We start from the raw sequence: 23,668 nt of genomic DNA, 5'->3' as shown, positions 1-23,668 counted from the left end.
CATAAAGCATAAGTGAGGATAAAAGATGAGTGATATTTTTGGAGGGGACGTCAATGTTGATGCATTGGCGCAGGACTTACATACAATACGTGATTATTTGCGTTGGGCAACATCTCGTTTCCTCGAAGCAGAGCTTTTTTATGGGCATGGTACAGATTCAGCATGGGATGAGGCCGTACACTTAGTGCTGCAGGCACTTTACTTACCATTAGATGTTGATCATCGTATTTTGGATGCGCGTTTAACGCATGTAGAACGCCAGAAAGTCATCAAATGGATTTATCGACGTGTAGTTGATCGTGTGCCATTGCCATATTTGACAAAAACAGCATGGTTTGCAGGAATGAAGTTCTATGTTGATCAACGAGTGATTGTGCCGCGCTCCCCTATTGGTGAGCTGATTCGCAATGAGTTTGAGCCATGGGTTAATCACCATAATGTCGCGCGCATATTGGACTTATGCACCGGCAGCGGTTGTATCGGTATTGCTACAGCACATGTATTCCCTGATGCAGAAGTGGTCTTAAGTGATATCTCAGAAGATGCGCTAGAAGTTGCCAAGCGCAATATCAAGCAGCATGATATGGAACAGCGTGTCACTGCCGTGCAATCGGATTTATTTGCAAGTTTAACAGGGCAAAAGTTTGATTTGATTATCTCTAATCCGCCGTATGTTGACATGAACGATTTAGCATCGATGCCACAAGAGTATTTAAAAGAGCCAGCATTGGCACTAGGTTCAGGTGATGATGGTTTAGATATTACACGTAAAATCTTAGTTAACGCACTTGATTATCTGAATGAAGGTGGCGTGTTGATCGTTGAAGTGGGTAATAGCCAACATGCTTTACAAGAAACCTTTCAAAGTGTGCCTTTCACATGGCTTAACTTTGAAGATGGAGGTGATGGTGTGTTCTTATTAACCTATGATGAGCTCAAAACTTATCGATCAATATTTGCCGAGGATTATCAAGATGCCAGGTAATACCTTTGGAACCTTATTTAAAGTCACTACCTTTGGTGAGAGTCATGGGTTAGCTTTGGGTGCGATTATTGATGGCTGTCCACCGGGACTATCATTGAGTGAGGAGGATCTTCAAGTAGATTTAGATAGACGTAAACCTGGGCAGTCAAAGTTTACCACACAGCGACGTGAGCCTGATCAAGTGAAGATTTTATCTGGTGTCTTTGAAGGCAAAACAACCGGTACACCAATTGGTTTAATCATTGAAAATACAGATCAGAAATCCAAAGACTATGGTGAGATCAAAGATCAGTTTCGACCAGGACATGCTGATTTCACCTACTTTCATAAATATGGCATTCGTGATTATCGTGGTGGTGGACGGTCTTCCGCCAGAGAGACAACCATGCGTGTCGCCGCAGGCGCGATTGCGAAAAAGATATTAAAAGAGCAGTTTAATAGTGAAATATTTGGCTATGTTTCACAAATTGGTGATATTGAACTTGAGCTAAAAGATCAAAACTTTATTGAGCAAAATCCTTTTTTCTGTGCAGATCCAAATAAGATCCCGCAGCTCGAGGAGTTGATGCAGTCCATTCGTAAACAAGGGGATTCTATTGGTGCCAAGGTCAATGTTGTGGCACGCAACATCCCTGTTGGATTAGGGGAACCGGTATTTGATCGTTTGGATGCCGACATTGCCAAAGCATTGATGAGCATTAATGCTGTTAAAGCAGTATCTATTGGTGATGGTTTTGATGTGGTTAGCCAAAAAGGCAGCGAGCATCGCGACGAATACATTAAAGGCAAAGGTTTTTTAAGCAATCATTCAGGTGGTATTTTAGGCGGGATCTCCTCAGGACAAGAGATCTTGGCGAGTATTGCCTTTAAACCTACTTCAAGCATTTTGGTGCCTGGTCGCTCAATTGATATTCATGGCGATCAATGTCAAGTCATTACCAAGGGACGACACGACCCGTGTGTCGGCATTCGCGGTGTGCCAATTGCTGAGGCAATGTTGGCACTTGTGCTTGTTGATCACTATTTGCAACATAAAGCGCAGAATTTGTGATAAAAATTAGACATTTATACCGCTTATGTAATAATGCCAGAATAAGTTAAGCTTCAATTATACCCCTCACCTGCGCAGCTTAAGCTGCACGAGGAGCAATCCCACAAGGGGAGAGGTACTAGCTGACGCAACTTATTATTGACTCATTACTATGAATCATTTTACAAGCACTTTCACTTCGACCACTTGAGGGGAATTGATATAGAAAAATCGCGTCACAACATTTGCCACATATCGCACATAAGCGTAATAATGTGGGTAAGCTGCCTCAATCACAAGTACATTGCTAACGTGATCATAATGAACTGCTTTAATCACTGATTTAAAAAATTGATATCTTTCTGCATTTTCCTCGCCATACAGGAATTTTAATGCCAACAAAAACCCATCATTATTGCGAATATCCAAATCGGAGAAAGCTCTAAAGACCTGCACCACACGATCAATATGACGAAAACTATTTAATCTAAGTTCAGGCTTTAAAGCGATCAACTCAAAGTGTGCACTTTGAGTGGTAAAGCTATTGGTGCTCACCTTGATCAAACTGCCATGTTCAGCTTTTTGTGTCCATTCCACTTTGGCAAAAATCCTTTTCTCAATATCTAATGCCTCGTTAATATCTTTAGGAGAGTAACTTAGTTTGCCGACATGCTTATGAAAAACATATTCACTGACCGTATGATTGTAATAATCTTTATACGGCTGATTATTAACCCATACTTGATGAACATAACAAGCGCGAGCATCGGGATCCTCAGGGTGCAGCAAAGGGATTTTATCATAGCGTTGATCAATTTTTTGTGACGTTGAATAGGCTTCAAACAGATTAAATAGCGGGATAATATTAGTAATAAACAATCGATCCTTCTGGCTAATGAGCTCAAAAAAATCCGCTCTATCATATATCCCCATAGGAAATATCAACATCATTTCTTTGACTTTGGCAGTCGTTTCAGTCACCGGAATCTGCGACAGTTCGATACTTAATTTCAAAGAAAACTCAGGTGACAATAAATCTAGACGCGTTTTATCATTTAACCCTAGCGTGTATGCATCGCTATTGTAAACCCTCGCTAAGACTTCCTTTTGTGTACCATCATCATAGATCACACGCACTTTAATTTTGTTGTCTTTAAGGAGCATTTCTTTTAATTGACACAGTTTAAACTCGGCTTGTTTCCATAACAAAGGATTGACCCACAAATCAAAGACATTGTGATTAAGCTCTGTTGGGGCATTAGTTTGTAATGAAACTTGCGTCGAGGTCGTTGTTAAATCGACATGATCAACCTTAAAACACGTCAAATTAACTTCGCTTAAATTGCTATAATGAAACTGTTTTTTTGCTTGAATATCATAAACATCAAAACGCTCTTTTGGCTCAAGGTTTAAGCAAGCTTTTTTAATCTTTGACTTAACAGCGATGAGCATATGCTTAGGCAACTGCATTAGCAAATTTTGGTTATAGCGTGATAAGCGATAATCTCGCTCACTTCTAAGTTGTGCCACCAAGTTGCTTTGAATATCCTTACCTAATGCATCAAACAAATGGGTCAACACCTGATAATGATCATCTGATAAATCATAGCTTTTACTAACAAAAGTCATTTTTTCATCAAGAAAATTCATACCCTTCACCCTGTCATTGTTGTCATTTGTGATGGATTGATAAAACTAACAACCCCGCCAACTGCTGTCGTGCACATTGCTTTATTATTCATCGTATTAATGGGAGAACCTTGCACCATTGTCATAATATTTGTTGGGATAAACTGTCCTGCTGGAATGCACGGCGAAATCGGCTTTAATGGGTTCCATGCCGGATTTGTCACTGCTGTGCAACTTGGCATCGGCAAAATATTTACCATTGGGGCGGCATCGGTGATATTAGCTGCCGGTTTATTGTTAATCAACACAGTTGCACGCAAGGTGCTATACATACCAGGACCCAAACCAAAGGTGCATAACATTTGTGAGCTGGTACACGTGACCATGGTTGCTTGTGGTGAGCCACTACTGGCACTTAATGTACTTGCTGCTTGACCACTTAATACGGCGGTATTACTCAGCGAGTTATTTAAATTTGCTAAAGTAACCTCAAGTTCAGCTTGCTCAGCTACCTGTTTTGCTGTTTGCGTGCTTTGAGTATTACGCTGCTGAGTCGCAATCACATTTTGCATCTGCATCGTCTTTGCTTGCATTTCATCTAACGCTTTGGCTGCATTTTTTGACTTTTGCGCATGTGAGCCAATCTCGCCTGCGGCTGAAGCTAAAGCACTATTAATCTCATTAATTTCATCTTCAATATGCGTTAAATTCTCACAACTTTGTAGCTGATTCAATAGCTTTGGTGTTTCAGGAATTAAATCATTAACACTAGGAACACCAGATGTTGACATACTAGGAATCTCACCACTTAACAAAGCTTGCATGTTAGGTAGCGATTGGTTCCCCATGGTATTGATGAAATTTTGCTGATCCAATGCCATAAATTGATTTTGATAATTAAGCACTGGCACCAACACATCATTAAGGTTAGCCACACTTGCCATAGAGACACCATTAGGTAATGGAGCCTCCTGATTTAGTAACATTGACAAGCAATTTTGCAAGTCTTGCAAAGGAGGTAATAAATCAACGGACAACGAAGGTAAGTTTGGCACCCCCATCAAAGGAGGCATCGAAAAGCTCATCGCATTTGCTAAATTTTGACACAATGCATCAAGCTTCATTTGAATTTGTTTAAGCGAACTTAACACATCAGGCAATGACATTGTATTAAGATCTATGCCTTGCAAAAAGCTTGCCAGATCAGGCAATGACGCCAAGCTTGACGTATTGACACTAGGTAAACTGATCTTGCCAATAAGCGATTTTAACTGACTAAAAGCATCCAACACCTCATCGCACAAACAACTGGCCACTTGCATATTCGCCGTAGGCGTTTTAGGTAGATTTTGTGATAGATTTTTAAGCTTCATCATTTCCGCATTGATACTTCTTTGCAATGCCAATGACTCACTACCTTGTTCAGCCAACATCGCATTTAAACTTGACATATACGGTCCAACAATAGCGCTACTATCTAAGCTTTCTCCTTGAGGTAATTGCGGGAGTTTAGGCAAATGATCTAATGCGCTTTGTAGCTCAGTCATTTTTGGTAGCATCTCTTGTGCATTAAAACTCACATCAGGCACGCATGGACAGAGTGAATCATGTAGTGCATTAGCCTTTGCAGCAAGTTGTGATTGGAATGCCAAAGCCGTTGGTATTTGTTGCTTAAAATGCTCCAACGCTGTTGTCGTACTTTGTAAATGTGTTTGATAGTTTGCTGAAAGCTCATCGCTACTGGGGTTTCTTTGCCACGCCAATGCACTTGTCTTTAATCCCGAGAATTCTGTCATAACTGCGGCATTCGCATTGATTAATTCTGATAATGGTGACGTGCTTACCTGTAATTGAGCAATAAGTAAACTTGGTGTCACTTTCACAACACTCATCAAATAATCACTTTGCAAACGCGTCACTTGCTGTGATGGCATACTTGCAAATGCTTGCTCGAAACGCGCCTGCTTAGCCATTTGTAGATCACTGCCCATAAGATGTGATGCACCATGATCATTTAACACCATTACTACACTTTCTCCGGCAACAACCTCCATCTTGCGGTTTCCTATTGTCTGGCTTTGCTTAGATGCTGCTGGTTGTACATCGCCTAACATCCGCGCCTTTTTACTGACATTTTCAGCCACAAATGGTAAATCAGCAGGTACCACAAACATTGACCAACTTTGTACTTGCCCATTTAGCTTATTCAACGCTTGTTGCTTTTGTGTATCTTGCGTACTGCTTGCCAGCTCTTGGACATGTGCTGATGCCGTATTCGGATCCCCTAGTTGCACATTTTGCGTCTTGGTAACTTCTTCATGGTAACTGACGATTGATTTAACCATTTCAGCGTCATGCTCAGGCAGTTTTATTTGTCCTGTTTGCTGCAAAAAGTGTGTATTTTTCATCATCAACTGATCGGTCGTGGGTAAAGCCGCTGTATTTGCAGTCTTAGCATCAAAAGAAGCATTGGGATAACCCATAAAATCAGCTAAGGTTTGCTTTTTTGCAATCTCACTTACTGCATCTTTTCCTTTATTTTCTCTATTTCCTTTATTCCCATTACTCAAATCACTTAACTCTTTTGATAGATTTTCTTGATAATGAGCATACGCCTGTGTCTGACTATTAATATCTTCAACACTACTTTCTGAATTTAAGCCGAGAATATTTTTATGGATCTGTAGCAAACTTGTCCTTTGACTATTATCGCCTGCTACATTAGTCACGCTTATTGCAGGCACTTGTGCCTGGCTTTTCTTTAGCTGATCACTCAAGGTATTGATATATTCACTGCTTGGTGTCATGGTTTGCGGGTCAACATTAACTCGCTGTGATTGCCGTGTTAATAGTGCGTCCTTTTCACTTTGCTGAAAATTGCTTACTTGCGAGCTTAAACTCTCGGAGATTTTAGCAACTTTGGATATATCACCAGCGGATCTTGCATCAGTTAATGCCTCATTTGCTGCTTTTAAACTTTGTATATTTGGTGCATCTGGTGCTTGGGTTGATCTAGAAGTCAAATCCGCAATTAATTTCTGTGTTTGATCCAGATGAACATTCTCAATACCACTGGCTTTATACTCAGGGTTTGCATATTGCTTTAATGAACTTAAGTTACGCTGCAAAATACTACTTTTTTGTGTTAAGCCTTTTATCTCACTTTCATTATAGACTGATAAGTTGTCAATAAACTTTTGAAAATATGCCAATTCATTTGCCATAAGCAGCCCTTAACCCAATGAGGTGGTTAAACCTTTTACCGTCGTACTTGTCGTGCCTTTAATATCCACTGTCATACCTTGCACAGAGGCTGCTTGAGAGGCCTTAACGGCGATACTGCCACCTTGCAAACTTGCACTACTTGTTGATTTTAAACTTAACGAATTTGATCCAGTAATACTGACTTTATCCGCATTAAGCGTAATTTCACCGTCTTTGACTTCAATCACACTGCTACCCACTGCAAGCTTAATATCTTTATCTTTCAGTGAAATGCTCGTACTACTTTTTTGAATCAACACTTCATCCGTAGTCACTTTGACCGTGATATCACCAACGACAAATGCAATTGTTTTTTCAGCCTTTAAATTGTATTCATTACCAATTTGCAATACGGCATCACCCGCACTTTTATATTGGATATTACAGACTTCTTTTTCTTCTTTACCCTTCACAGCAACCGAAATCCCGTCGCTGTTCATTGCGATTGCGTGCTTTGCCATTATGAATCCTTTTTAACACTATATTGATTAATGATGAAACTGATACTCTCACCTTGCGGCTTCTCAATAAAATACTTCCAACCAGATACCGGCTGATGCTTTAAGATAAAATAAATAGCAACAGGCGTGTCACTCACATCTAAAGAGATCTTTTGTGCCCCTTGATCTGGCATAAATACATAGCGGCTAACACCTTGATCAAGTGCATTTTGGCTAATCGTTGCGTAGTCTGCGGTAACAAAATTCTTTTGATCTGCCGGTTGACTAATCAACATTGTGATTGGCTGTTTATCATTGGCATCTTTTGACATATCGACCTTAACCGTCATCGTTGTTGAGTGATACCAAGGGATTAACGAGCAACCGCTCAACATTAAAAGCACGGCTGCTATCATTGTATACTTCATCATTTTTGCCATTATTTTACTCCTTTGTGGCGATTTAAGCCTCTGGCTGATTTATATGCCCATATTTCTTTGGGCGTATGCAATACGCCCCTACATGTTTTTTATTTCCCGCTAAACAACACCCCGTCAGCCTACGGCTGCCACCCCTCTTGAAAAGAGGGGAATAATAAAGGATGTCGCAACATTCCCCTCTTTTCAAGAGGGGTGCTTAAGCTTGCGAGGCGGGGTGTTTATAAATCATATCTACGCCTGAAAATTATTCGCATTATTGTCTTGTTGGTATTTAACCAATTTCAAAATATCCGATTTTAACTGAAAGCTCACGACAAAAGGCGCTACTTTGCTATTATCACTACTAATCTTCCAACTACATAACCAGTCACTATTGCAATTAGCATCTGCCAACATCTTAAATACTGCCCATTCACCTTGATAGGTTTTTTGATAAGTTATATTGCTGTTACTTAACCAGCCAATGGATACCGTTGGTTGCAGTTGCCAATCATAAACAACCGGATGATTGCGTTGATCATAAGTATCTAAGCCCAATACACGATCCTTGCTACCAATCTGCATAAACGACAATACCATTTTGCTAATGCCATCTAGGGAAACCTGTTTAAAAGGCGTTGCCGCTACAAACATATCAACTGCTCGCGGTTTGCCATCTGATGTCCATAAGTCACTTTGCAAACGATAGAAATAATTAAGTGAATCAACATAGCTGACAAGCGTCTTTTGTTGCTCTTGAGTTAAATTATTATCTACCTGCCAAACGCCACTAATCGCATCTAAGTGAATAAAGCCTTTAAGTAGTGAATACATTTCATTATAAACAACACCTTTAGGTCCAAACATGTCATTTAATGCATCTGAGCTAATAGTGCTACCGGAGCTTAAATCCAATGGAAACTTGCTTTTCACCAATGCGATTTTAGGCACGATATCCAGATCCCATTGCTGTTTCAAATCAGTAATAAGATACTGTGCAACACTCAAGCGAATGATACTCTCTGGTACTTTAAGCAATTGATATGCCTCATTATTTGGCACACCTAAGGCGTCGATCAGACCATTGAGTTTAGCTAACAATGAATCTTCTTTGGTTGAATTGATCTCTTCATATAAACGGGTGTAATTTTCACGATTACGTTGATAGAGATTATTACTAATGGATGACAATACTTGCTTATAATCTTGATATTTCTCGGATGCCACAAATTCATTTAGTCGCGCGAAATTATTCGGAATAATTTGCAGCTCAGCAGGTAGTGTTTCCCCTTTAGCAAAGCTTGTATTGGTTTTGATATAATCAAGCATATTGCTAAATGGCGTATTATCCGAAGTGATATCAATCAAAAACATCTGCAGATTATCGATCGACACTTTGGTTGGTAGCGCGTTTTGCAATACTTGATTCAACATCTGCACATATTGACTGGCATAATGTGTTAACGCTCCTTTTTCCAAACGATCAAATGCGCCATAGTTGATATTGTATTGCTGTAGTAACTTCACCAAACTCTCATAGCGTTTTAATAGCGGTAATACAGCATTCATTAAAGTGTTTTTTGAATAAACTAACGACACAGCGGTTACGTTACGCGAGAACACCGTTTTAAAAGTATATTGATAGTAATCACTGTCATCGAGCAAATTGATTGTATTTTGATTGCGATTAAGAACACTGACCAAAATAGAGTTAAGCTCAGCACTTAATAAAATACGCTTCCAATTCTGTTCTTTTGACTGATCAACTGAACGCTTACTAAAAAACGCATTGATTTTATCGTTATAGTGAAACATTTGTTCAACGATATCCGAAAAGCTTGTAATATTATTCTGCGTAGCTGGAATAAGATTTTGTAAATCAATCAATGCCGTGCTACCGCTACAATAAGACTGATCCTGTGGTAAGGCGCTACCTAGTTTTGCTAAAAACTTGCTCACGCCTGAATTATTATTAAGCACATCATTGGTTAACATGTCAGGCACAACTTGTTGCAATAAACATACCTCTTGATGGGTAATCACGTTGCGACTGATATACTCCTTTAACTGATCATTAGTCGCATGGAAGTAATCACCATCAAAAAAAGTGCTCAACATCTTACCTGAAGTAATCGTGCTGGCTGAATGGATAATTTTAGAATCATCGGATTCTGCGTTGTATAAGTTATTGGGAATATGTGAGACCAGTTTGCTGTTGTTGCTGCCATAACGATAAATAATACCTAATTGCTCAGAAGACAATCCAGTAATCAAAGAAATAAGCGATAAATTATCCTTTAGCACGTCGGCAACCTTACTTGAATTAGTGCTAGCAATAAGTGATAGATAAATTGCCTTATGCAGATAGTCTTCTGTTTGATAAATTTTGGGTAACAGCACGTTTTCATACAAATAATTAGCATATAAGCGGTTTAACGTTTTGTTACCATGCGCATTATATAAAAAAGGCAGCAATAATTGACTGCGATAATAACTCACCCATTGCTCATAGGTTTTAGCAGCTTCTTCCGTTTCCATCGTATCTAATGGTGCAAAAGGACGCTTTAATTGAATAAACTCACTAAACTCATATTGCTGATAGGCATTATAGGCAAAGACCGTACTAAAGCATGCCGAAACAAATACTGCTGCAGGCACCAATATATGCCTTGGCTTTAATGCATTTTTATACGCTTTGGAACCAAAATCAAAAAACGTACTGTGATAATTTTTAGCATGTATACCAAAATCAAGGTGAATTGCTTGAGCCGGCACTTGACCATAAGCGCCTTGTGTTAGTTCCGAGACTAATTGTATCGCTGGCAAAGTCGCACGCTCAATTTGAGAAGCTGCCGTTAACGCACGCTGCACTTCAGTTGTATGATTATTTAAATCACTTAGCTTCACTGAGATTCGATGACGAATAATTGCAAATTCGTCATCCAATGTTGTTTTAATCTCCTCAGCAGAGCTTGGCGCTTCAAAGCTTATCTTGGTATCATGTTTCAGCAAATCAAAAAGCGCTTCTATTTCTTCATCCATCGCAAAGTCAGCAACGGATAAATGTATCTGATAATTCCCATGTGAGAATAATGGCATCTGTGCCATAAACTTTTGAAACATCGCAAACTGACTCGATATGAAATCATTATTTGTCGCTTTTAACAGCACCACTGGTAATTGAATCGCACCACGATGATAAAGCTTATTCAAAAAGGTATTAAACAACGGAACATTTAGCTGTTTGGTACTCTCTAAGGTAATCACGACAATTACCTTGCCGTGTCCAACAATGATTGATTGATTCGCATCAATAATAGTAATCTCAAAGGCATCTAAATCAATCAAACCGCCAAGATAAGTCAAGGCATGATCCATATTACCTTCATAAACACATAAAAAGGATGACCAAAAAGCGTGTTTTGCCTGCTTTTGAATATTTAGTTGAGCATCCGCATAGGGGTTTTTATTTTTCTTGGCTTTTGGCGCTACTTTTTTCAAGCGACCAAACAGAGACGTTGCCTTACTTTTTTCGCTTTTTAAGGTCTTAATTAACCACACAATAAAGACCAAAAAAGCAGCCACGCCCATCGCACCAAACAGCATAATGGCATATTTACTGGTTAATAGACTCATTTTGACTCCTTTTCATCACTAAAGCTTAATATAATTCCCTGTTTATCACTAAACGCCAGGACGTTAGTCCCCTCGCCATTTTTTGTCGATTGTTTTAGGTTAAACTGTTGATCGTTCGCATCTTGGGTATAACTAAGTGCACATTCTTGCTGTGCCCCATAGAGCGTCTGTTGAGCTATCTTCTGAGAAGCTTTATCTTCGATTGTTGCTGTGTTTAGCTTAATGGATTTAATTTCAACGGTTTCTGCCGAGCTAAATTGCAATAACACAACATCACCATTTCGCAACAAATTAAATGTATTTGCTGTTAAGCCAAAGCTTGCTACCGGAACATACAACGGTACAGGTTTACTTGGATCTTTATAAAGGGCTTTTGGCAAAGTACATGCATAACTTAATAAGTTCTCACTTTGCTTAGCATAGACGTAATTGGTGAGCTTAGTGCCTTGATCGTCAGCAAACGAGCTTTCGGTTTCAGACTGTCCTTTATAAAGCTTATAAGCATACTTAACACTATCATCAACATCTTTACCAATCGTTATCATCGCCTGTGTTTGAAATGCAGTAAACGGCTGATATTGAGGTAAATCATTTGCCTTAGCACTTTGATCTAACCATTGACTTTTAAGCTGCACAAAGTGCGTAATACCAGCAAGTGAGCCAATCATCGTGATTTTCTCATAGCGATCCTTGTCCGTTTCTGACTCATAGTTTTGCTCGGTTAATTTACGCTTCACAAATTCGATCGTTGCCTTATTTTGCACAAACTGAAAACGTTGAGAGCTCAAGATCACTGCTGTGCTTTGCCCGACAAAGGTGTTTTGCCATTGTATTTTATCCAAAGCGATCAAGTCATAACTTGGTGTTATCGGGAAAAAAGGCATAAGCTCACGCAAACTCACATCAAACCTTACCACACAAGATAAAGTGCTTTGCAAGTCATTTGTAATCTTTTGCTCCGTGTTGGCGTAGACCTTGGGATCCTCAACTAATTGAACTCGATCAAGTGTAAACCCCTTAATTAATGGCTGTTTTTCATTATAAATTTTTGCCAAGGTTTTTCTATCCGTATTCATATCTGCGAGATTCATCATATTCTGTGTTTTTGACCATAGTGGCTGCACTTGGCAGTGTGCATGATCGATTTGAAATAAATCTTTTGAGGTTAATGTGCCCTTACCTTCTGGCTTTTTTTGCCAGTCACTGGTTAACGTGTCATATAAAACATAGCTGCTTTTACCCTTTGCAAGCTTACTATAGTCATACACCAAATAAACACTGTAATGATCCAAAGCTTCAATGAAATAGTCATAGAAACTACGTGCGTAAGCGGACACCATAATTTGTTTTTGCTTGGTTGCCAGCTTTTTGCATTTAGCGCCATCAATCTGCACCCAACTTTGGAAAAAATTATTGTCATTAAACACATCGATATATGATTTATCAAAATCAACATAGATAGGTTGATGCTGTGACCAGAATGCCTTTAGTGGATCGCTAAATTTCAAAGTAAAAAAGGGCAACATCGAGGCAATTTTACTCGTTTGCTTATCAATATTTTGCTCAACCAAAGGATCGGCAAAACGCAAATGTTCATCATTTGTCATCGAAGCAATTGCTTGTAATTGCAGCTTAGTCTGATACTTGGTGTTTTTCTTATCCGGATCATCAAAAACATAGGTGTTTTCTAATGTAATCGCCATTGATAGCGGAACATTCTGATACAAAAATGCATAATCTGGATGCACGCCATCATCATATGAGATTTGAAACTTAAGCATACCATCAAAGCCATAGCGCTTTAATTCAAGATCAAGCTTCATAATATGGTAATTCGCTAACATCAACCCTTTAAACTGCGATTTTTCAGTTTGATTTTGATATTTATTACTGACTAACGTTAGCGGCTTTGTTGCCAAGTTTTCATCTAATGGATTAAGCTCAATCGTAATCACTTGCTCAACGATAAAGGGATCATAACCAATCACTGGGCGAATCTTAGTTTGTAGTAACGCAAACAACTTGCGTGACTCATTTTTACTGACGATACTCAGCGCGAAAAAGCGTGATAGCTTATTCACCACCTGTTTAAATTTAAAAATATCCACACCATCAAGTTGCAATAGTACTTCTTCAACTAATAAAGTCTCAAGCTCATCCAACATTAAGCGTGCATTCTCAAGCATGTTTGATGTGTTTTGAAAATTTGTCTCTAGAATCTCATCCAATAGATTAATAAAAGTCAACTTTTCAAAATACACCTTAAAGGGGCGTATCACATAGCGTGATAACACACCTGCAGATAATAAATCAAGCACACGAGCATAAGCAATACTTTGGCGAAACCCAGGCTTTTGTTTGGCTTTGATTAAGCCCAGAACCTTTTGATGCAACAGCTTTAATTTATCGGTGCTTTGATCATTTAACTCATCAATCACGGCAATGGTTAATACATCCAGTAACGCGTGTGAGATATAGGCAAAACGCTCTGGACTTAAGCTTAAATTTGGCAAAATTTCAGCTAAGATATCTGCCAATTGACTATTAATATCTTTTGTTTCAGATGCCTTTTGCTCTTGTTCTACTGCACTTGTGCTCTCATTATCAAGCACTGTGCTTTCATCTATTGTTGCCGCACCCATACTTCTTCCTTACATTGCCACTGGCTGTTTAAATTGACGCTTGGGATAAAACTCATGGCTATTAGGGTCTTTCTTGCCCTCATCCGCCACGGAAGTCACTGCAGTGCCATCTAGCAACACCAAATCAAATTGACCACTTGTCTGATAAGCATCAATTAAGCTTTGTAATTTAGCAGGTTCATCAAGAATCAAATATGCTTGCGCAAGCAATGCCTGTTTTTTTCCTTCATCAAAGACACCTCTGACTGCCAACCAGGTATTTTTCTTATTGGCATATGCGGGCTGATCAATATTCGATTTAGGGCACGACAAATACTCCATCACATCTTGATCAAAGCCACCAAAACTTTGAAAGGCAATTTCTCGCTGCGATTTCGGATCAATCATCACCCCTTTAAGCAATCGATACTTTTCAATTTCAACAATACTATCTTGAGTAAAAGTCTGCTTATCAAGCACATGATAGCTTGATTTAAACGTGTATTTTGATAAGGCACGTAAGCTCGCATCAGATTCCATACTGGTTAGAATATTCATATAAACTGGCGTTTTACGCTGACCACTGCGAGTGGTTTTCCTCGTGATAAGCGCATTATACTGAAGATCTTTTCTGCCTGCCGATGAACCTGTTAAATTATAAATATGTGCTAAAAATTGTGCTTGTGTGTTTTTTAGCTGCTCTTGTACGGCTAATTGTATTGTTGTGCGCTGTGTGCTTAGACTGCCAACCGCTTCCTTTTGGCGCTCACTGGTATTTGATAGCATTGCTTTTAATAATAAGCTTACCTTTAAATCATCCACTTTATACACTGGCGAGAACCCTTGATAACGCACATCACCACTCTCGTCAAAACGCTTGATCTGTAATTTAGTCATCACATCAACCGCCCAGACGCTTAATTGGTTTTGCTCACTGCCACTGAAATTTCTGCTGCGTGTTGCGTATTCAATATTGATCGCAATTTTGACATAGGTTTGTAACAAAGCATGCATGATTTCAGCCGCAACCGTGTAGAAGCTAACACTGTCATCATTTAATAATCTTTTCTCATTATTTTTAAATTCACTCACGGAGATTAGGTCTAAATACTTAGCGATAAATTCACTCAAAGAAACATTTGTATCACCATTACATAGCTGTGCATAGCGGCTTTGTGCTGTGCCCTGCCCTAATGCTGATTGCATGCGTTCTGATAACACTTTATCTTTGCTATCACCCTGATAAATCGGCTCATCACCAATACCATGGGCATACATCTTAAGCATTAGTTCATTAAGTTGACTAAATAAACCATAGAGATTTACCATGTCTTCAGTATTAATGACAAAAGATACTAATTGACGTATATTTACATCGTTTTTCAAAGTCGAACTGCTACTGGATAACACTAATTGCATATAAATATAGGCTTTACTCTCAGAGTTAAATCCGCTCATAATCTGGCTTGGAATATCTTGAGCGGCGCCAACAGCCTGCACCATGGCAGTGAAGTTATAAGGTCTGCTGCCTAGCTTCTGTCCTAGCGCAATTTCTGTTAATTGATCCTCAATAACCATACTGACAAGCTTTGGCTGTTGATTATCAAAGCGCAAATCCTTTAAAATTTTGGCACCTTGCTCTAAATATGCATGCATTGAATCTTGGAAATCTTTGTAGCGCTTATCTTTCAAAGTGCTGGCAGCTTTAATGACATTCGCATCATAAAATGTATCTAGATTCTCTTCTAATTGTGGCGCATAGATTTGAGCCTTACTATCCTCAACAAAGGTTTGACAGAAACCAGTATAGCCTTGGGCTTTTGCCCAATCCTGCGCACCTTCAATAGCTTGCACCTGCTCATTAGTTTTGGTCACCAACTCCTTATAAACATCTAAGCGCTCTCTTAATTTGCTAATTTTACGAGCTGCTTGGTAGCTATTACCATGCACCTTGACACGCGTTGCATCTTTTTGCAAAGACTCCTTCCACGCATCAATGCTTTTGGTTAACGCACGCGAGCTATCTTCAAATTTTGTATGCACTTCAGACAATACTTTAGTAAAGTTGGCAATAATCTGTTGAAAACTCTTTGTTCTAATAAACTCCTCGCCATACAACCCAACAAGCTGTCTTAGCGCTTGCTGCACTAAGTAAAGCTGAACCAAATGGTCATATTCAACCATTAAAGCCGCAACACATAGCGAAATCAAAAAGCGAAAATCGGTATCACTAACTCTTAAACTGGCAATTTGTTCAATAAGTGATAATTTTTGCTCTAAAAACAAATTGGTCTCATCAATATTAGGCGTTTTACCTTGAAAATAAGTAAATAGTTTTGCTTGAAGCTCTTTTTGGTCGATTTTACCGCGTTCAATCGCCCCTTTACCATATAATTCTTGGGTTGAGAAATACAGCATACTGTGCGCTAATTGCCAATGCACTACTATGTCATAGCTACTAAACTTAGCAAATTCATTGAGTAAACCCATGCGCGTTCTAAACATGTGTTGTAAAAATGGCATTTGTTCAGGGTATGACGCTGAAAACATCTGCATCGTTAATTCAGACACTTGTTTGATATGTGACTGATTAATGCCAAATACAAACTCATTAATAAATGCCGTCATCTGTCCATAGCATGCCTCACGATAATCTTGACTAGCATCAACATTAATGACTTTTTCTTTTGTTAAAAATGCCGCTTCAATTTCCTTTAAAAAGCCTTTTAACCCTTCCAAAGCCTCATGTCGTGCTTGGATAAATTGTGCAAATTCATCCTTACTCTCAGGCGCAAAGCATACCAACAGTTCATTGAGCTTTTTCTTGCCTTTAATTGCCGCTTTTTGCTCTAACTGGTAATTTATTACAAGTTCTTTAACTTGTGGGATTTGAGCAGTTTGATTATGAGTTAATGTCAGAGTATCTTTTTGTGCTACATATTCAATTGTTACTAATTTTAACGCATCAGTGACCTGATCCAATTTATCCACATCAGCTGTTGTTAATTTATCCTCTTCAACCATTAAAAACTCAAAGCTTGATGAAGTCATTTGTTGAAAGTATTTCTCTTTGCAGGTAGTAATAAAAATCCCATTATCAATCACTGGATAACTTGGGAATATAATTGTTGATAATTGAAATGGCAGATTTTTGACTACATATTCAAGCGACTTATCGGCAAGCATCAATGACACTTGATCTCCTGGCAAGCTCCTTTGTGCAAAGCTTTCAACCGCAACAATATAGTCTTGGAAAACACGTAAATGCCCTTGAAAATCATGCAGCTTAAAATAGCTTGATATCACTGTCTGGCGTTTATTCTTTAATATGCCAAATAGGTTACCCAATGATGCACTATCGACAAATACATCACACTGTTGTGCTGATTGCTGCAAATCATGAATAGCTTTTACTGACTCAGCATGTGCTTGTTGTGCCTCAACCAAATCTTTAGATACTTCATCAAACTGTGTTTGAAAATTAACCACTGCTTCACTTTCTTTGAAGCTACCCAAGACACCACTTTTTGATGTGTTCTGCGACTCCTTTAAGTTTTGACTAATAAGCTGTAACGCTTTAATATTTAGCAAGTTTGCCACCTCGGTATCGGTAATTGCTGAAGCTTGACTACCACTGGCATAATCTGCCATCTTTTTAACTAATGCACCTTTGGAGGTTGTCTTTGAAAGCTTCTCAACAACCGCTTTGGCATCACTTGCAAGCTTTTGACGTTTATCTTTAATCTCCTGATCATGCTCAGGTCGGCGATACTCTTTTTGTAAGAACTCATTTAAGAAATGCATATGATAAAGGGCAATAGGCACAATACTGGCAATACCAAAGCTGCCTGAAACAAGTGTTTTATCATTATGACATTGCACATTTGGGCAGGTTAAGATCTTGACCAAGTGTGTCACAATTACCGCTGTTTTCCATAAGTTCTCATCATGGATAATCCATAGCTTTTTCTGCTCAGAGTAGTAGCATCCAGCATACAGCTTTTCATCGTCCTCTTGAGTGACCTTTTTAGCGTCCTCATTCATTGCCAACCATTCATAATAAGAAACATATTCGTGATAGAGGGATTCAAGCACTTTAGCAATCAACTTTAAGTTATCACTTTCGAGATTTTCATAATTAAATGTCAGCACATTTTTTAACATCCGTGGGTTTAAACAATCGGTAATATAAGCATTTTTACCTTGGAACCAATCTGCAAAACGAATTTTTGTCTTTTGCCAAAATGAGGTTTTTTCCTGTACTTTATCAAACTGCTCTTTACTAACTTGCGCGCCCATTTTAACGGCGACATCAAAAGCGCGCTCGTTATAGCCTGAGCTGACCATGTTCTTAAGTGCTAATTTCTTTTCATTAAAGAAGTCACGATAGGCTTGCGCTTGCGCCGGTTTGGCAATAATCACCACCGTATCATAATCAGCAACAGCCAGTTGGGTTTCAATATCCTCACTAGCACTTAAACGCTTTTGCACCTCATTGTAGCCATCGATTACCTTACCTGCATTTGAGGCTAATGTCGCCAATTGTACTGCTCCACTAATTAAGCCCATGCTCAAACTCCTTTTTATCTATTTTTTCTGCTACTGGTCTACTGCTTTAATGCTTTTTCAAAATCTGAGACATACGCTTGTAGTTTCTTAATGCGCAACTTTGTATCCTGCTTATCCATCCAGTCTGGATCATCATATAAACGGATTAATGCTTGTTCGTCGTATAGATCAACACCACTCCATTCCTCTTGCCAATCAAGACTCGGCTTCATAACCACTGTATCTACCAATAGACTTTGTAACTCGCTTGCTTCCATCGCTTTAGATCGGCGTGTTATAAAAACGCCTGCACCTTTATCTTGAGCAAAGCGCTCAAATGAATCTTGATCAATTAATCTTCGCATCGCCTCCAAATGATTGACTTTAGTTGCCCTAGAGCTTTTTGAATCATCAAAAATATCTACATGCTCTGAGGTAACATACTCTTGATATGATTTGATATATAAATCATCGTACTCAGTATATAACATGCAAAACTCTTTAAATCGATAATCTGTAATAGTACAAAGTCTCTTACTCAACGTTGAGGCATCAATATCAGACTTCGCATCAAACACATAGGATGATTTGGCTATATAAGCCATCATTACCATAGCAATCGATAGTGTAATGGCGCTGGTATGCGCAGGTAAGGTCTTTTTAGGCAGAGGCACTTCATTCAGACTAATCAAATCCAGAAGTCTATCTGCTTCTTGCTTAACTAAAACATAAACTGCGGGCATACTTAACATACTTAGCGCTATTTTAAGCCTTACATCCCACTCCTTTGCTTGAGGGTCTGTAAAATTATTCCCCATAATATCGCTGACTTTTATTCGCTGAACAGGGACATATTTCTCCTCACCAAAGCGCGTTGTATTCCATTGAAAATTTCCTTTAGTTACAAATTTAGGTGATGACTGATCTTTTTTCTCATTATTCACAAATTTAAAAAAGCTTGCATGTCGCATATTACCCATGTCACCACTCTTGCTATCTTGAGTTGTAACTTTTTCTTTCTCTAAAATTTTAAACACCTGTAGAGACCGAGTATATATCTGGCTGTTGTATAGTTGATCTTTCAATCGTTTTACACTTTTTGCCGATACTTTTTGAATCTGCTGTTGCATTCTTTGCTGCAACTCAGGATCTTCTAGCTTAATTTTTAATTTGCTAAATGCTTGGTGGATGTCATTTTGAATATTAGCAACCATTAATTCAATCTGCTGAGAGATAAGCTCAAGATCAAATGAACTATCTTCTGCTATCGCTAACAAGCTTTTTTGCTCATGGTCAGATAACTTATGTCGGTGAGATAAAACAGCTTTTTTCATACTATCGGCGAAGTCACTTGCAAGAACTTCATTTTGACAAAGCAAATATAGAATATATATTAAGAAATACATAGCTCCTGGCATTTCTGCATCGTCATAACGAAAGTGCTGAATAAAATGGCTTAGGATATCATCATAATATTGTCCCTTATCATCTATTGCTGTCAAACTTAAAGAAAGAGGGTGAGATTTATAGTAAAATCCGTTCTCTAATGAGGCATATAAAAGCGCAGCGACAATCGCTTTTTTATCAACGACCTGATAACTTTTAAAACTATTGAATAATTGACTTACTTGCGCAATCTGAGTTTGCAATGATTCTCTTAAGGGATTTTGGTCTTCTGGCAAAAAATGCAACCATATAATGACTTTATCAAAATCTTGTATCTCATAACTCCCTTTACGCGCATGATGAGATGCCTCTAATAAACACCAATCTAAGGTACTATCTGACTGATATTTTTTTATAAATTGTTGATTTAAATCCAAAAACATTTCACTTGGAACAGGAAATGATTGTTCTTGTTTAGAGAGTAAATTTTGATGCCTATCATCTAAAAATGAATACATCAACTGCGCACTATCAACACTCGACAACAAAAACTCATCCGATGGAATGGGATGAGTGCTAAATAAACTCCAAGCACCACCTCTTAACATACTGTAAAAGAACATTTTTGTTTCTAATGGGTATTGTTTGGACTTTGAGTATTCAGATACTTTATCAAGTAATGCGCGCTTTTGTTTTTCAACACTATCTGTGATTTGATCTCTTTTTATAATCGCTGATTGCACAAAGGTATCATATTCAAATGTTTCCCCTTTGGCGTTATAAGGCACTGCTTGTACTTGTTGCTTTAAGAATTCATGGATATTACTAAGCAAGGTTAAATAGGCTTTTTGTTTAACTTCAACTTTCTGCCCATCTTTGAGGTAAACACTGGCTTTATCCAAATAGTCAACTGCCATCTGCCCATGTTTATACAGTGAATCCGATAAAATCATCATTTGCGGGCGCACACTGTTATAGATTTTCTTTAATCCACTTAACCAATAATGACTATTCACCGTGTCAGCATACTGCTCAAGCTCAGGTAATAACTGATAAGTAATAGCTTCTAACACTTGCGCGATACTTCGCTCATCTTCATAGAGTTTTTTTAAACTTCCTCTGAACTCCTCGTTATGAAAAATCATACTGCCATACTGTTTGATCATACTGCTTGCAGATCGCTTACCAATATCAAGTAAAACCAAACGTTCAAATAGCGACATCATTGTTGCGAGTATCAATGCCATTGTCGGCAGTAGTGCATCTTTTGCTGAAGCGGCGATGGCTTGTACGACCTTATTAACAGGATCACCTTCTAACATCTCATCAAGTGCTTTTTGTGAGAAACACTTTTGATAACGCTTTAAATATTCTTGAATTAATTTTTCTAAGCGCTCCTCAATTTTTTTATCTTTTGCCTTTTCCTCATCCTTTACATAAAGATGCTTGTTAATCGCCTGATTTGCCTTATCCATTGACTCACGCGCATAGTGTACAACAAAGGAATGTATGACCATGCTATAACTATAATCAAGCAGCAAATAAAAAGGTGTAACACCACTTATAGCTAATGATGATTGACTGACTGCACTGCGTTTTCTAAATAAGAATTGCAGCATAGGCATTTCAAGGGGGAAACAGCTGGCAATGACTTTTTCTAAATCATCGGCACTTTCCTTAAAGTGCTTCTGTACTTCTGCATGCTTTTCTTGCTTTAAAAGCGCTGCCACATCATCACCAAATCCTTTAGCATCGGCGTCTTCAGAAACCTCAATTGCCGCCTGCGTTAAAGGTGTATCTTGTTTGGCAGCAATTGCTTTAATCATTAGCACCTTATCAACCCACGCTTGAACAATTGGGATTTGTTCAGGGTCTTTCATTTTGCCAAATAATGCATCTAATTTTAATTCTAAACTGTCTATTTCAGTACACTCAAGATATGCCATCTCAGGCATTGTTTGCTGCTTGCTGCCAAATAATAATTGTGCAATCTCTTTTTCTGTTGTGAGATTTGTACCTGAGTAGCTAATGGCAACAATTTTATGTTTTACAGGTTCTGATTCTGCGACTTTTTCAAGTGTGATGTTTATTGTAGAGTTAATATAACTTTTATCCATTAAGTCTTTGAGTTTTCCATCAACAGCCGTTTTATCTTTAACCTCGGTAAAAAACGCATCATAATAAGTAAACATCTTAAGATATAAACTACCAATAAAGGTGTTTAACATGCTGCTATTGAGTGAAATATCATTATAGCTAAACATCAGACGTAAGATTGGGCGCACTAAATCAAAGTAATAATTCATCAGCGGCATCGATTCATGAATATGTTTGAGCATTGCCGTGGGTGCTGAAGTTTCTACTTTGTACAAGACACTTTGGAAATAGGACTGCGACAAGCGTGCTACTTCAAACGGTGGAATGGCTTTTTTAAATTTGCCACCTAAGTCAACACCACCCAACATCGTATGCCCAAAATTACCACCAAAGACTTTGAGTGTTTTATCATTAGGCTTCTCTTTGATCATTTGCTTGGATGCTTCAATGGCTGCTTTATTTTGCGCAATGAGCTTTTGCATCTGATCATAATGCCCTTTTTGTTCAGCAACATCGGTCACAAATGCTTTGACATTACCCATGCTTGAGGCGATATTGCTATAGGATTTTTTTGCCAAGAAACTGGCAATCCCTGCGGTAGGAGCTGCATTCATGTAGGATACTTCATTAACCTGTTTATCCCCTATGCGACTTAGCATGGTTGACATCTTCTGCATATGGATATTTTGACTTTCTTTAAGCACACTGACTAAATGTGAGGTAGCGTTTCTAAAAGATTCAGAGCGCTCTTGTAAATTTTGCTCTTGTTTTTGCTCTAATAATGGAATGGCGATTGAAGTAATATATTCATTTAAATGATCGATATGCGCATATAGGGTTGGATAGACTAAATTGCCATTTTGATACAAATAATGCGTCATATTGAGGATATTATAAAGATGATTGGTAATGATAAATAACAAGACGATATCTAAGGATACAAAGGTATAAACCGTGCCACTTTTATTAACCATGGTTGAAATATCAGCATCGGTTTGCGCATCAGAGAGTTTCTTTGGGTCTAACGAGCTTGCCGTGTGCACTTGCAAAAAAGTCACTAAATCGGCAAAAACCATAATAAGATCACGCTTCACATCATCCAATTCAAAAAAGTTTGAACCATTATCAATGCGCCCACTTTTAGAGGCTACTGCCAGTTTATATGGCGCAATACCATCGGTTAAAAATACACGTTTGCCCGTGAGGTAACCCCATATTTTTTTGGATGTTTCACGTAAACCCCAGCTTTCAGCTAAGAATTTATGCGCCTCTTTTGAGTTTTCACTGCCAAATTGCATACGGCATTGCAAATCATGACTTTCAATCTTATTAACACTTCCCTTTAAGCCTTCACGAATCTCACCAATTTTATCATCAAAGAAATTAACATATTGCTGCACAATCTGCGGATCAACAACAATCAGTGACACATCTTCAACCTTGGTATTGTCATTCACATCTTCGATTGATGCATAGCTTTTATACGCTTCCTGTAAGACTTGATAGCCCAGTTTGGCAACCGGTGAAAAACTTGCAACTGAAAAAGGCATTCCAAACATCATCCATTATCCCTGTAGGTTAGTTACTCCAATACTCAAGTTAACAACTTAAGT

At 38.4% G+C, this 23,668-nt stretch carries 10 protein-coding genes; 2 read left to right on the top strand and 8 right to left on the bottom strand.

Annotated elements, in window-relative coordinates; translation table 11 throughout:
- Positions 1-25 precede the first annotated feature (25 nt).
- Both prmB and aroC read left to right on the top strand, forming a co-directional pair.
- Positions 26-985 (top strand): 50S ribosomal protein L3 N(5)-glutamine methyltransferase, encoded by a 960-nt coding sequence (prmB, locus tag ACZ5V8_RS01735; protein WP_464218104.1) that lies wholly within the window; start codon positions 26-28, stop codon positions 983-985.
- Positions 975-2,036: a chorismate synthase gene (aroC, locus tag ACZ5V8_RS01730; RefSeq protein ID WP_464218103.1), complete on the top strand. Its 1,062-nt coding sequence runs from the start codon at positions 975-977 to the stop codon at positions 2,034-2,036. Before prmB ends, aroC begins: the two co-directional genes overlap by 11 nt.
- A gap of 156 nt (positions 2,037-2,192) precedes the next feature.
- Here the strand turns inward: aroC and iglH are convergent, their stop codons facing one another.
- From iglH to ACZ5V8_RS01690, 8 genes are all read right to left on the bottom strand, one after another.
- Positions 2,193-3,665, bottom strand: a complete 1,473-nt coding sequence (gene iglH / locus ACZ5V8_RS01725) for a type VI secretion system baseplate subunit TssF/IglH (protein ID WP_464218101.1) — start codon at positions 3,663-3,665, stop codon at positions 2,193-2,195.
- Between the two features lie 5 nt (positions 3,666-3,670).
- Positions 3,671-6,868 (bottom strand): DUF4280 domain-containing protein, encoded by a 3,198-nt coding sequence (locus ACZ5V8_RS01720; protein ID WP_464218100.1) that lies wholly within the window; start codon positions 6,866-6,868, stop codon positions 3,671-3,673.
- A 9-nt stretch (positions 6,869-6,877) separates the two neighbouring features.
- Complete coding sequence (gene tssI, locus ACZ5V8_RS01715) at positions 6,878-7,369, bottom strand: type VI secretion system tip protein TssI/VgrG (RefSeq protein ID WP_464218099.1); 492 nt, start codon at positions 7,367-7,369, stop codon at positions 6,878-6,880.
- On the bottom strand, positions 7,369-7,788 hold the full coding sequence (gene iglE / locus ACZ5V8_RS01710) for a type VI secretion system lipoprotein IglE (RefSeq protein WP_464218098.1): 420 nt from the start codon (positions 7,786-7,788) through the stop codon (positions 7,369-7,371). The genes tssI and iglE overlap by 1 nt, the downstream gene beginning before the upstream one ends.
- A 231-nt stretch (positions 7,789-8,019) precedes the next feature.
- Complete coding sequence (locus ACZ5V8_RS01705) at positions 8,020-11,403, bottom strand: hypothetical protein (RefSeq protein WP_464218097.1); 3,384 nt, start codon at positions 11,401-11,403, stop codon at positions 8,020-8,022.
- The gene (locus ACZ5V8_RS01700; protein WP_464218096.1) at positions 11,400-14,045 is read right to left on the bottom strand and encodes a hypothetical protein; all 2,646 of its coding nucleotides are present in this window, start codon (positions 14,043-14,045) and stop codon (positions 11,400-11,402) included. The genes ACZ5V8_RS01705 and ACZ5V8_RS01700 overlap by 4 nt, the downstream gene beginning before the upstream one ends.
- A 9-nt stretch (positions 14,046-14,054) precedes the next feature.
- Positions 14,055-18,593, bottom strand: a complete 4,539-nt coding sequence (locus ACZ5V8_RS01695; RefSeq protein WP_464218095.1) for a hypothetical protein — start codon at positions 18,591-18,593, stop codon at positions 14,055-14,057.
- 38 nt (positions 18,594-18,631) lie between these two features.
- Positions 18,632-23,617 (bottom strand): hypothetical protein, encoded by a 4,986-nt coding sequence (locus ACZ5V8_RS01690; protein ID WP_464218094.1) that lies wholly within the window; start codon positions 23,615-23,617, stop codon positions 18,632-18,634.
- Between the last annotated feature and the right edge of the window lie 51 nt (positions 23,618-23,668).

It is taken from the genome of Cysteiniphilum sp. GTC20157 (assembly GCF_055396795.1).
This window is presented reverse-complemented; position numbering and strand designations above follow the sequence as displayed.